The sequence below is a fragment of the Ktedonosporobacter rubrisoli genome (assembly GCF_004208415.1).
GTDB classification, from domain to species: Bacteria; Chloroflexota; Ktedonobacteria; order Ktedonobacterales; family Ktedonobacteraceae; genus Ktedonosporobacter; species Ktedonosporobacter rubrisoli.
Map to the genome: position 1 here is coordinate 3,454,303 of NZ_CP035758.1, position 12,685 is coordinate 3,466,987.

Genomic DNA, 12,685 nt, shown 5'->3' on the forward strand with positions numbered 1-12,685 from the left:
GCTGCTTCTGGGAGTGACGCGCCAGATGATGAGAGAGACACTGGTCATTTCATCAGAGCTTCACAGCGCGGAAGAGATGAGATAAGATGTCGCGCCAACTAATACGAGAGACCAATGTGCTGAATGCACCTCTCAAGCCGATATGGGCAAGTTATCTGAGAGAAACGCGCCAGGAATTGAGTCTGGCACACTCTCGGTGATTGAGGCCGTTTGCTTCCTGTGATATGATCATTTCCACCAACCGTAGAACTCCCCATGCAACCCTATTTGATGAGGCTGGTCGATCTTACTGTTCCAGCAAAAGGATGACGTCATGAAGCGAATTCTGTTGACGGGAATGTCTGGAACCGGCAAGTCCACGGTCATTCGCGAACTTGCTGCTCGCGGATACAAGGCCGTGGATGCCGATAGCGACGAGTTCTCCCAGTGGGTGGAGATCGAAGGCGAAGCTTCTGCCGAAGTCACGCCGGTGGACGGAAACAGAGATTGGGTATGGCGAGAGGACTGCATCCAAGATCTTTTGTCCACGGAGGACACCGATGTGCTGTTTGTCAGCGGGTATGCGGAGAATATGCCGACGTTTTTTCCCCAGTTCGATCTCATCGTCCTGCTGAGCGCACCAGCTTCGGTCATCGTCGAACGATTGCGCACCAGAACCACCAATCAGTACGGCAAGCGGTCCGAGGAGGTCGCTCGCGTGCTGAGTTTAGTGGAAAGCATCGAGCCGAGGCTCAGATGCGCTGCGGGATACGAGATCGATACCAGAATCCCGCTTTCGGAGGTCGTGGCGACCCTGCTTCAACTGGTGCAATCACAGCCATGATGCCTGATCTTGTGCAGGCATGGGCCGGGGAAGGATTGGGTTGCGCGTCCAATGGGGAGGAATCACCTCAACCACTCGGATTGGTTGAATCCCAAAATTTACACCTGGTTGAGATTTTTACACTATCCCATTCCCTGAGTTTTCCTCGTTGCGCATTTCGTGGGACTAACAAATTCAATGTGAGGAGAATAGCATGCAAGTCCGTACAATCGGTGTGATAGGAGCAGGCGTGATGGGCATTGGTGTAGCCCAGGTTCTGGCGCAGCATCTACTTGTGCTCCCCAAAGGCACAGGGACACTCTTCGGAAACAAAGAATCGCAGAAGCTTGTGCTATATGGGCCAAAGGTATAAATGAGTGATCTCATACCACCAGGCAATTGTCTTGGAACATACTACCACAGGTACAGCTTTCCACACCCGACTTTCCAGGAATATCTGACTGCTCGCTATATTGCCGCACAGCCCAATCCCGACTACATCGACATGGTGATGGCACACCTGCATGAGGACTGGTGGCAGGAGGTACATCTTCTCACGATTGCTCACTTGGGATCGGGGAAAAGTGGAAACGCCTGCGACAGTGACACGCAGTTGTGGTGGTCCCCACCAGGCATTACAGGCGAGTCGGTCGAGCCAACTCCAGTGATAACGCGAACACGTGGTAGAGGGAAAACCTTCTCAGGATGCCTACTGCACCGCAGGAACAACCGATCTCTGAGATTTATGCACCAGTTGTCATAGCGCCCAAAAAACACAATAGAATTGTGTATCTCTTGCTGTATAATTACTTTAGCTTCGATTTTCTCCTTTGCGTTTCTTTTCGAGTATCTCACTGGAAAAGGATGGAGAAGGGAAAGAAAGTCGAAGTCAAACGTCATGAAGCGACCCGGGCACATTTAGCTAGAAAGAGGAGATCCCTGTATGACTGAAAATGATTTCGAGCTGGATATTCAGCTTTCTTCTGAGGAAACAGAGGAGCAAGACGCGAATATTCCTGATGCCTATACTTGGGGCAATACCTGCACAGGGCATTACCTGTGTACTACAGAACCGTGCGAATGCGGGGCGTTGCCGCCAAACAATTGAATAGGCGGTGAACCCTCATGGCATCTTGGCGCAACGTTCTTAATCCATCTTTGGCGGCAGCAGCAGTTGCTGCTGCCAAAGATGTGGCATTTCGCTTGCAGGACCCGGAACTGCTTCAGAGAGCGATCAACAACATAAGACAGCAAACCCAGACATCCGTGTACGATACAGATCCTGCTGCTTCCTGTTACGCGGGCCACGCTGGTGCAGCACTGCTCTTCTCAGAACTGGATCGTCGCTTTCCAACAGAGGGATGGGATGTCGCTGGTCACCATTGTATGCAAGTTGCGGTATGCAGCGTCAAAAGGTCGTCCTGGTCGCCTCGACGGCTTGGGCTTGGCGCTCTTAGCGGCCTTTTGTTCGTCACCTGGTCATTAAGTCATGGGGAAACGCGCTATCTAAGGACATTGACTGCCTTAGAACAGCAAGCGTTACCAGCAATCCGCACTGTGGCAGAAAACGTTATTGCTGACCAGGTCCATGGGTGTACAGAATCGCTTTACGATCACATTAGCGGGCTTACAGGAATGGGAGTGCACCTGCTTTGCCGCCGTCATGTTCCAGCGGTAACCGAAACACTGGAAGCAGTGCTTCAGGCACTGATCTACCTGGCAGAAGAAACTGACGGGATTCCTCATTGGTATATCCCTTCTTACTTGTCAGATCCTGGCTGGCTCAGCAAATTTCCTCATGGTCATCTCAATTGTGGATTGGCACACGGAATCCCTGGGCCTCTGGCTCTACTCTCTCTTGCCAAATCCAGTGGGATACACGTGCCGTCTCTGGATATGACCATTCGCCGGATAGCAGATTGGGTAGTCGCTCATCATCGGGCAGATACCTGGGGCATCGATTGGCCCAACGCGTCCCCACCAGGAGACGCTCCGGTTGAAAGCGGAACTACACGCACGGCATGGTGCTATGGCATTCCTGGTGTAGCTCGTGCCCTCTGGCTGGCAGGGAAGGCAGTAGATTGCACGACCTATCGAGACGTTGCGTTGCTCGGAATGCGCAGTGTCTATCGACGATCAGTCGAGGCTCGTCGTCTTGATCCATCTGGCTTTTGTCACGGTATTGCTGGTCTTTTGCAGATTACCTTGCGCTTCGCTGCTGAGACAGGAGATACTTGTTTTATTGAGCCTGTAAATACCTTATGCGAGCAAATGCTTGCCAACTACGAACCCGAGACACTGCTAGGATATCGAGCACGGCGAATAGGAGGAGATCTGCTTGATGATCCCGGCCTGTTAAACGGAGCCGCTGGCAATGCACTGGTGCTTTTGGCCGCCTCCACTCCCCATGAGCCAACCTGGGATCGCTTTTTCCTTCTCTCGTAAGTTTTGTATGTAAGAAAGCTAACTCGTATATGCATTCATCAACTCGAACATTTTCGCCAACTGAGTTATTGACATCGCACGCAGTCCGCTATACTCCGTTGGATTTTATTCAGGTCCGAGCGCCTCTTTTTCCGATTGAAGCCTACCTTTCCCTCCAACAGCCGTCAGCGGTCGCAGCCTCCGGCTTACATCCCCAAAACCCACTTGTGCGGCGAGCCCTGGCAATCGGCAGCATTGATTTCTTGGAAGAACTGGACCGTCAAGCATCCTCTCCACGCGACAGAGATCGCTGGGAACGTAAATTGCTCCGCTACCTGATTCGCATGGCAACGCGCCCGACTCCCTATGGATTGTTCGCCGGTGTTTCCCTGGCGCGTTGGGGAGAGCAGACCAATGTGCAGATTGCCAACCGCCCTCGCATACTCTTTTCTCGCCCGGATTTGAACTGGCTCCTGCCCTTGCTCTGGGAGCTAGAAACTCTCCCAGAGATACGCCGTCATCTGCATTATCTTGCCAACCGGGCTGCGTTTGTACGCAATGGTCGCATCTTTCTGCAGGAACAGCTTGCACTGGGTCAACCCAATCAGAACGAAACTGTCTCGCTACGGGCTACTCCAGTTGCGCTGCTCACGCTCAAACTAGCCCGCCAGCCTATCTCCCACAGTGATCTGGTGCAAGAACTGTTGGCTGCCGTCCCTAGAGCTACGCTCTCCCAGGTGGAAGAGTTGATCACGTCACTCTGGCAGTATACCTTGCTCTTCACTGATCTGCATCCTCCCTTCACCGGGCAGACCTTGCCTGCCCAATACGTGGTACAACGTCTGGAGAACATTCCATTTGCTGCCCCTGTCGCTACGCTTCTGCAGAACTTTTTACGCGCTTTAAGGGTATGGGACCAAACGAACGACGAGGAAAGTATCGAACGCTATCATGACTTGCAGTATTGCGCTCAGGAGATTAACACAAAGGTAGAGACATTACGTTGTGCAAGCCAGCCAACCTACCTCCGTCAAGTGAAGCAGAACTGGGCGCACTTTCCATCCAGCACCTTCGTGCAAACCGATAGCTCCTTTTCTCTGGTTGGCCAACAACTCGCTCGGAAAATTGGTCAAGAGATCGAGAACGTTGCGCCACGGCTACTACGCCCGCAGCGTCCCCACTACTTGCAGGCGTATCGCATGGCCTTTCTCGAACGCTATGGTACTGATCGTGAGGTACCCTTGTTGGAGGTAATGGACTCCCAGATTGGCCTGGGAGTTCCTGCGTTTGCACTGAAAAGCGTCTCGGATGAGATGGGCAAACAGAGCGAACGCGATCAAGAATTATCTCGCCTGGCTCTGATGGCGTTGCATGAACGGCAAGGAGTGATTGCGCTCGATGAAGAGAGCTTGCAACGTCTGGCATTGGTTCCTCCTAGCGATAAGGTTCGACTACCGCTCTCGTTTGACCTTTTTGTCTGGCTGGCGGCAACCTCACGCCAGGCTCTAGCAGAGGAGAAATACCAGATCGTCATTGGGCCACATGGGACCTATCAGGCAGGTCAAAGCCTGGGTCGTTTCGCCTCTTACCTTGGTACAGAGGCTGTACAGGTGTTAGAACACAGCGCGCAACAGGAAGCGGAACGAGAGCCCCACGTTCTCCAGGCAGAGTTGGTCTATACCTCCTCTACTCCTCGTTCGATGAATGTCGCACTTCGGCCCGCAATTCGCAGATACGAGGTGATCTATGGTGTTGTACCTGGCGTGAGCATGGCAGACACGATACCCCTCGATGAACTTGTTCTAGGGGTGCAAGGGGAGCGCTTTTATCTGTACTGGCCCAGGCAACAGATGGAAGTGCGTCCATGCTCTAGTCATTTGTTGCAGTCAAGAACTGCTCCATCGATCATGCGGTTCCTTTCTGACCTCAGTTTGGATGGCACATACAATCTTTCTCCGTTCCATTGGGGAAGATGCGTCCATTTTCCTTTTCTTCCACGCCTCCAGATCGGACGCGTGGTTCTCTCGCTCGCTCAGTGGTCGCTTAGTGCATCTTTTCATGAGAATGAACTGTGTTTAGCGTCACCCGAACAATTCCAGGAAACCCTCTCCTGCTGGAGAGAACGTTGGCGAGTACCCCGTTATGTCTATCTTGCTGAAGGTGACAATCGCCTGCTGCTCGACCTGGAACAGGTCGCTCAGGCCGAGGAGCTTCGATCCACGTTGCGAGCACGCAAAAAGACGCAGACGGTGATGCTGCAGGAAGCGCTCCCGGGACCTGAACATGCCTGGTTAGAGGGACCCGATGGACATTATCTTTCAGAATTTGTCGTGCCACTCATAAGGTGCTCATCTACACCATCGAGGGAGAGACTCGTTGCACACTCCCCTCTCCCGAGCAAACAAATAGCAATCGTGAATGCAGAGCGCCTGAAAGCACCTGGCAGTGACTGGCTATTTCTCAAACTGTACAGTGCACCGACACTGCATGAAGAGCTCATTGCCGATCCCTTACGTACTCTCGTGCAAAAGGTCTTTACGCAGAAGCTGGCTGAGTCATGGTTTTTCATTCGCTACACTGATCCTGATCCTCATCTTCGTCTGCGCTTCCGGGGCAATCCCTCTCTTTTGACATCACAGCTCTTTCAAACGTTGTGTAGTTGGGCCTCTCAATTAGTCTCTGATGGGAGGTGCCTCAAATTCGCGTTTGATAGCTATGAGCGAGAAATCGAGCGTTACGGTGGTCTAGAGGGTATGGCTCTAGCCGAAAAGCTCTTTGATGCGGACAGCAGTGCAGTGATAGAACTGCTACACCTGAAACGGGCTCGCAGGCTGACACTAGCTCCCCAGATGTTGGCAGTTCTGACCACTGATGATTTACTGGCAAGCCTGGAACTGTCTCCCCAAGAACGTCTGCACTGGTACCGTCAATCCCTTTTCAATACGAAAGAGGTTGGGATGACCTATCGTCTGAAAAGTGCGGAGTTACGTGCTTTGCTGAAAGATACGCATTATATACAAAAGCTGGAGGGAGGGATGCAACTGCTGAAAATTCTGAATACGCGGCGTATTTGCATCTCTCAGATAGCACAACAGCTTTCGGATCTCGAGACGCAACAGGGTTTGATGCAGCCGTTGAGCCGGATGTATGCCAGCTTTACACACATGCACTATAATCGGTTGCAGGGTATCAATCGCCAGAGAGAACGGGATATCTCAGAGTTAGCACTGCGGACCTGGATGGGCCTTTTAGGAGATCCTCGCACAACATAACTGAGGTGCCTTTATCGATGATAGCGAGCGTTTCCATCACCTGCTGCTTTGGCTAGAGCCATCAGCGGAGTGATATTTTCCAAAGTCAAGGCCTCTCCTGTGTCTTGATTGTGCTGTATGCAGCGGTTGAGCGGTTTAGACCCCCGAAGAAACAAGCAGAGCATTCTGTCCCGAAGCCGCCCCAAAGAGGAAAGGGGCTTGTTCTTCAGCTCAAAGCGAGGTATGCTCTGAGAGAAACACTTGCGATGCAGGAGGATGGTATGCAGAAAACAGCAAGCATGCAACGCAGCTCAAGATCCGTTTGCCTCGGGGAACTCCTCTTTGGTGGGGTGATGCTTCCTCTGGAAAATCTCCTTTGTCACCTTACCGTCGAGGTTACGCATCGTACTTAACAACTCTACCAGAGCATGGATAGGATTCTGGACTGCGCCTCCATACATACTACCAGAATGTAAATCTGTCCCGGCGCCTTTGACGTTAATCTGGAACGCCACCAATCCACGTAAGCCATAACACACAGCAGGCTGGTTGGGTCCCAATATAGCCGTATCTGAAATGACAACCACATCTGCAGCAAAACGTGCTTGTTGCTGTTGTAACACTTGTGTGACATGTTCACTCCCAATCTCTTCCTCTCCCTCTATACAGAATTTTACATTGACCGGCAGGTTGCTGGCAGTAGCAAATATTACTTCAAATGATTTTATATGCATAAAAACTTGATTTTTATCATCGCTTGCGCCACGCGCATAAAGTTGACCATCGCGGATTGTTGGTTCAAATGGTGGGCTCTCCCAGAGTTCAAGCGGCTCAACCGGTTGTACGTCATAATGTACATAGACCAGGACAGTTGGCTTTCCAGGCGCATGCAACCCATCAGCATATACGATAGGGTGACCGCGAGTTTCGAGAAGCTGCACATGCTCAAAACTGGTATCACGTAAGTGCTCGGCTACCCATCCAGCACACCGGTGTATATCATCTTTAAACTCGTTAAGCGTGTTTATACTAGGAATAGTCAAAAATTGCTTGAGCTGTTCAAGGTGCAATGTGTGTTTCACAGAGAGATAGTGGTCGAGGGATTCGATCATGACAGAGACCCCTTTTGCTTGTAGTAACTCGATGTTATCTATATATTCAGCGCTTCAGATTTGGCACCTTCCAAGAGCTTCCGTCTTCAATAGAAGCCTCCCATCCTTCAGGAAGAGCGTATCATCTACCCATACTTCTCCCTCAAGGCGTAGGTCACAGATAATATCCCAGTGAATGGCTGAACGATTGACTACGCCCGCCTCAGGAAAGCTGTCACCCAGAGCTAGATGCACAGTTCCTCCCATCTTCTCATCAAAGAGGGTATTATGGATGACTCGCATGACGCGTGGATTGTTACCAAAGGCAAATTCACCCAGGTAGCGCGCGCCCTCATCTAAAGACAGCATCCTTTCCAGATATTATTGTCCCGGTGTTGCGCTGGCCTCGATAACTCTGCCACGCTGAAAAACCAGTCGAATCCCTTCAACCAGGTGCCCGTATACCAGAGACGGGATATCAAAGTGGATGATGCCAGTGGTACTTTGATCCAATGGACTTGTATAGAATTCCCCACTGGGAAAGTTGCGTCTGCCGTCACCATTCACAAATCTACGTCCCTCAATAGAGAGAGTAAGGTCGGTTCCTCCACTGAGTATATGTACTTGCTTGCGGCCTGCGAGCCAATCTATCAATCGCTGTTGCTCTGTACCCAGTTTCTGCCAACATTGTATAGGATTGTGATCGTTGAGGAAACACGCATCAAAGGCAAACTCTTCAAGATCATTCAGAGACATATTGGCATTCTGAGCTAGAGCATTGGTAGGGTAGCGCGTCAACGTCCAGCGCGCCTGTTTGCGACGAGCGTAGATATTGTCTGTTGCCTCTCTTCTCAGCAGAATGCGTGCCGGATTAACCGCATTCAATCCGCTCGAATTCTCCTCTGCGCGGATCACCAGCAGAGCATCGACCTCTTCTGCTATCACTTCCTGTAGACGTGTCGACTGACATATCTGTTCATTATTCCCATCACGCAGTAGGATTTCGTCTAAGCGCTCCAGTGACAACAGCACTATTGGAGATGCGCCTGCCCTTATTATTTCTTGATAGACTGCCTCAATCAGAGGTGCAGTCAAAGGGCACGACTCAATACCTACCCTCTCTCCTTGTTGGACTGAGAGACAATAGCGTACTAATGTATTGAGCCCATCGTACAACACGGGGATCTTGCATACTTAGTGCTCCTTATCCAGATGAGCATAGGACTACTCCTTGACTATCGTACCATAAGGCACCTCTTTCGGATCGGGCGAAATACATCGCCGAGTGAGATTGTGATCCCTCCAATAATCAGGGTTATAAATAGTCCTAAAGTAACGATCCCCCCTATCGGGAAAGATCACGGCTATTGTGCTCTCCAGAGGCATTTGAGTACTGAGCCAACAGGCGACCAAATAGGCAGAGCCAGAAGAATTTCCTGCAAAAATCTGCTCGCTTGCAGCCAATTGTAGAGTAGCATTAAATGCCTCCTCATCATTTAACCAATGTACTTGATCTATCAGCGTTTTATCAACATTTTCGGAGATTATACTATTTCCCAGTCCACTCTGAAGCCTATTTTTTAGATCAGGTTGATCAAAAGTGATGCTGCCCACGGCATCTACACCTACAACGAGCAGGTCAGGTAAGAATTTTCTTAAGAAACGAGCGGAGCCACAGAGTGATCCACCACTTCCTACAGGTCCAACCAGGGCATCTATGTGATTTACATCCTCAAGCAACTCTTTTGCAAGTTGCGTGTATGATAGAGGATTTTGAATACTGGTAAATTGTCTCGGCCAGAAAGCACCTGGATGCTCCTCCATTAATTGAAGAACCTTCTGGCGTCTTGTCCCTTGCCAGCCGCCCTCTGTCATCTGCTCGACCATATGTACGATAGCACCCAGTGTTCGAAGCTTTGCCAGGGTGAGAGCATCGACACGGGGATCGAGCACAATATGTACCTCATGTCGAAGAGTGCGCCCAACGAGAGCCAATCCAATCGCCAAAGTACCAGACGAACTTTCTATAATAATGCCGTCATCTTTGAGTTCACCGTTCTCCTTAGCTGCCAAGATACTATTGAGAGCAACACGGTCCTTCATTCCAAAGGGATGTATCAGAGCACAAAGTTCTTCAGAAGAATTACCATCCGCTCCATCGAGACGGGCTAAATTGCCAAGAAGCCGCTCTCGCCAGCCGCGTCGCACAGAAACAGCACATAGTCCAGATATCTACCGTGCATCTTCGGCCAATTCCTCTGCTGCAGTTTTCACGAATCTTCCTGGAGGGCACTGCACCAACCAGCAGACAACCTCAACAGGGAAGTGGAATGCGAAGCTGTATGCGCAAGCCTCTTTATGGTGACGATATGGGCATATCTTCTTTTATAGAACTCAGCGCGCCTGAGGCCCTTTACATTCTATTGTGGTAGAAAACATATTTGAACATGACATGGGATTATGCGTAAACATAAACCGGAATTATTTATACACCTATTTTGTCTCCTCTCAAAATACGCTATGAGAGGATGGAAGCGAGATGGTAAACGATAGAGCCATAAAAGTTTTTTATTTTTGTGTACCTGCAGATGAACTGTACTGTCAAAGACTAGAAATGAATTTGGTGATATTGAAGCGCCATGGGGCGATTCAATCTTGGGCGAGCAATATCACCACAGATCCGTCAAATCTCATTGATGAGCTCAAAACGGTTGATATAGTCCTCTTTCTCATCAGCCCAGATTTTCTCGCAGCCGATCACAATTTCCGTGCCGATTTCCAGATCATTCTTGAACATCAGAATGATCGCAGAATCTATGCGGTTCCACTGCTCGTACGTCCCGTATATATGGAAGGCAGTCCTTTTAGCTATATAGAATCCTTGCCAACTGGTAGCAAGCCCATAGCAAAATGGAAGAATGAAGACGAAGCTTGGGTGAATGTCTCTTGGGGCATCAGCAAGATCGCTTCTCATTTACAAGCCATGCGGCGATACGAGAGAAGTCATCCAAGCCTTGCTCCAGCTCCAATCGATCCTTTTACTGTAGCAGCTGCAGGTACTGCGATAGCTCAGGTAATACTCATGGTAAGTGACATGTGGTCGAGAAGGGAGAGAAAGGGAGAGGAACACAAACAGGACGAGGTGAAAGAAGTTCGTGTCCTCACCGGGAGTGGCCAGTGGGTACATTTCCGTAGTACGGAACAAGCAGGTGGAGCATGGAATCAGGTACAGAAAGTTCGTGCATTAATGAGCGATAATCATTGGATAGAGCTGCAAACTGAGGACGAATTACAGTACAGGAGCAGTACTACGACTCCTGCTAAGGTCAGAGTCAGAGCGGTAAAGTAGGCAAGGGACTAACCGACATAGCCAACTCCACCCATGAGGACAAGCCCCAGAAGAGCGGGACCACGAGGAAAAGGAATGCTGCGCACACGCATCACACCTACCATGATGAGAGCAGCGAGAGCGAAGCGAAGAAGCAGCACTGTGGTAGGAGTGGCCCCTGCTGCATAGGCCAGACGTGCGAAGATCGGCAACGTGCCAAACGAGATAGCCGGGATGCCGGTGAGGAGCGAGCTGATCCAACGGCTGGTAGTTCCAGTGTTCGTGCCATGCATCAATTCATCCTCAACGCTCGATGTAACCTGGCCGCCCGTGGGTGGCAACAGGCGTGGTGGGCAAATATGAGAACGCGGAGGGAACACTTAGGTGTTCCCTTCCTTCCGCATCCGCCTGTGTTCTGCAGCAAGTGTGGCATAGGCCGTGGCCCCATAAAGGATACGCCGGTGATCGGCTTCGGTGAGAGGCCGTACCACCCTGGCAGGAATTCCCAGAACCAGCACACCTGAGGGGATAGTCGCACGTTCGCTCACGAGAGCCGACGCCCCAATCAGGGTGTCAGAGCTAATCTGTGCATAGGAGAGGACAACGGCATGCATGCCGACCAGGACATGGTTGCCGATGGTTGCCGCATGCACAATAGCATTATGGCCGATGGAGCATTCCTCTCCAATCGAGAGGGGGCCATTAGCCTCAACATGCAGTGTGCAGTTGTCCTGAATATTGGTCCCACGTCCAATGCTGATAGGAGACAGATCCGCACGAATCACCGTATTGTACCACACGCTGGCTCCTTCATGCAATATCACGTTGCCAATAATCATGGCGCCGGGAGCAATGAAGACGTTGTCAGCGAGAGTCGGCCAGATTCCCTGAAAGGGAAAGAGGGGCATATGTTGCTCCAATCTGTTTGAGAACGAGATACTACTAAAGGAATGATACACCAGAAAACAGCGAAAGTACATGGCAACTTGAAGGAAATGGTGCCATTCTACCTTGAGATTTAATGGAAAGCATCAGGAAAGATCTCCATTGTCCATCTTTTCCGGTCTTCTGCTGCCTACACCCTTGCCAGAGGATGCGTACAGAAAAAAACCAAGAACGGCAATCATGTCTGGAGCAAGCGAGCTTCAATGGCAGCAAGATAAGCCGTGGGATCTTTTCGGAAGCGATATTGCTTGCGACGAGTTTCCTCCCGATACGAGAGGTGTTCGCGTAAATGCCGCCAGGCTTGATAATCGTAGGGATGGAGTTCAAGCACTGCTCAAAGAATGGAGCCGCGTAGCAACTGTTGTGAGCACACGCACCGACCCGCGAACCACCACGCCGAGGATCGCTCCACGCCGCCCGGTCGCTCGCCGCTCATGCTATCGTGCTGAGGCAAAGCACTGTTCGAGCGCGTTGTTGGTGGCGGGCAGGTCAGCGATGTCGTAACAGTGGAAGAGTCCAGGAGCAAAGCTCTCGGTGATCTTACGAAAATGATCAACCGCTTTGCTAAGGTTGCCAATCTGGCTCTTGTGGCTATCCATCTGTCCCAGCAACTGCTCATACTAAGCACAGACCTCTTTTCCAGCAAGCTTCTCATGATTGGCAAGGACATGAGCCGCCTGCTGGACCCACTCATAAGCGACCTGAAGAGGAGGCCACAGAGAGGAGGTAGCTGCCAGAGCGAGTGTAAGCAGGTGATGCAACTGCTTTAAGGACAGATGGAGTCGCCCTTTTTTCTGCTACGCGGGCAATCGGATCGTTGATATGTGTCAGCCACTCATGGAGC

12 protein-coding genes and 1 pseudogene are annotated in these 12,685 nt (G+C 50.8%); 8 read left to right on the forward strand and 5 right to left on the reverse strand.

Features of this window, described 5'->3' with window-relative positions:
* Positions 1-313: 313 nt before the first annotated feature.
* The 6 genes from EPA93_RS15445 (at position 314) to EPA93_RS15465 (ending at position 6,498) form a co-directional block, all read left to right on the forward strand.
* On the forward strand, positions 314-823 hold the full coding sequence (locus EPA93_RS15445) for an AAA family ATPase (RefSeq protein ID WP_129888373.1): 510 nt from the start codon (positions 314-316) through the stop codon (positions 821-823).
* 193 nt (positions 824-1,016) lie between these two features.
* A complete protein-coding gene (locus EPA93_RS49105; RefSeq protein ID WP_207229561.1) occupies positions 1,017-1,175 on the forward strand; it encodes a hypothetical protein in 159 nt (52 codons plus the stop codon).
* Positions 1,176-1,565, forward strand: coding sequence for a hypothetical protein (locus EPA93_RS15455; protein WP_129888374.1), 390 nt, complete (start codon positions 1,176-1,178; stop codon positions 1,563-1,565).
* A gap of 180 nt (positions 1,566-1,745) precedes the next feature.
* Positions 1,746-1,910 (forward strand): hypothetical protein, encoded by a 165-nt coding sequence (locus EPA93_RS48405; RefSeq protein ID WP_165423142.1) that lies wholly within the window; start codon positions 1,746-1,748, stop codon positions 1,908-1,910.
* Between the two features lie 17 nt (positions 1,911-1,927).
* Positions 1,928-3,247 carry a lanthionine synthetase C family protein gene (locus EPA93_RS15460; RefSeq protein WP_129888375.1) on the forward strand — a complete coding sequence of 440 codons (1,320 nt, stop codon included), beginning with the start codon at positions 1,928-1,930 and terminating at the stop codon, positions 3,245-3,247.
* Between the two features lie 29 nt (positions 3,248-3,276).
* A complete protein-coding gene (locus tag EPA93_RS15465) occupies positions 3,277-6,498 on the forward strand; it encodes a lantibiotic dehydratase (protein WP_129888376.1) in 3,222 nt (1,073 codons plus the stop codon).
* Between the two features lie 290 nt (positions 6,499-6,788).
* Here the strand turns inward: EPA93_RS15465 and EPA93_RS15470 are convergent, their stop codons facing one another.
* From EPA93_RS15470 to EPA93_RS15485, 3 genes and pseudogenes are all read right to left on the reverse strand, one after another.
* On the reverse strand, positions 6,789-7,589 hold the full coding sequence (locus EPA93_RS15470; RefSeq protein WP_129888377.1) for a M20/M25/M40 family metallo-hydrolase: 801 nt from the start codon (positions 7,587-7,589) through the stop codon (positions 6,789-6,791).
* 54 nt (positions 7,590-7,643) lie between these two features.
* Positions 7,644-8,747, reverse strand: a pseudogene (locus EPA93_RS15480) (aminopeptidase).
* Positions 8,748-8,792: 45 nt separating this feature from the next.
* Entirely contained in the window at positions 8,793-9,776 is a 984-nt protein-coding gene (locus EPA93_RS15485) for a cysteine synthase family protein (RefSeq protein WP_207229562.1), read from the reverse strand.
* A gap of 331 nt (positions 9,777-10,107) precedes the next feature.
* On the opposite strand from EPA93_RS15485, the gene EPA93_RS15490 reads away from it, so the two are divergent.
* Positions 10,108-10,917: a hypothetical protein gene (locus EPA93_RS15490; RefSeq protein ID WP_129888380.1), complete on the forward strand. Its 810-nt coding sequence runs from the start codon at positions 10,108-10,110 to the stop codon at positions 10,915-10,917.
* Positions 10,918-10,925: 8 nt separating this feature from the next.
* On the opposite strand, the gene EPA93_RS15495 is transcribed toward EPA93_RS15490, so the two are convergent.
* Together EPA93_RS15495 and EPA93_RS15500 are read right to left on the reverse strand one after the other, a co-directional pair.
* The gene (locus EPA93_RS15495; protein WP_129888381.1) at positions 10,926-11,276 is read right to left on the reverse strand and encodes a hypothetical protein; all 351 of its coding nucleotides are present in this window, start codon (positions 11,274-11,276) and stop codon (positions 10,926-10,928) included.
* Complete coding sequence (locus EPA93_RS15500) at positions 11,277-11,804, reverse strand: gamma carbonic anhydrase family protein (RefSeq protein ID WP_129888382.1); 528 nt, start codon at positions 11,802-11,804, stop codon at positions 11,277-11,279. It lies immediately after the preceding gene.
* 217 nt (positions 11,805-12,021) lie between these two features.
* Between EPA93_RS15500 and EPA93_RS15505 the strand changes: the two genes are divergently transcribed.
* Complete coding sequence (locus EPA93_RS15505) at positions 12,022-12,345, forward strand: hypothetical protein (RefSeq protein ID WP_129888383.1); 324 nt, start codon at positions 12,022-12,024, stop codon at positions 12,343-12,345.
* The last annotated feature ends 340 nt before the right edge of the window (positions 12,346-12,685 follow it).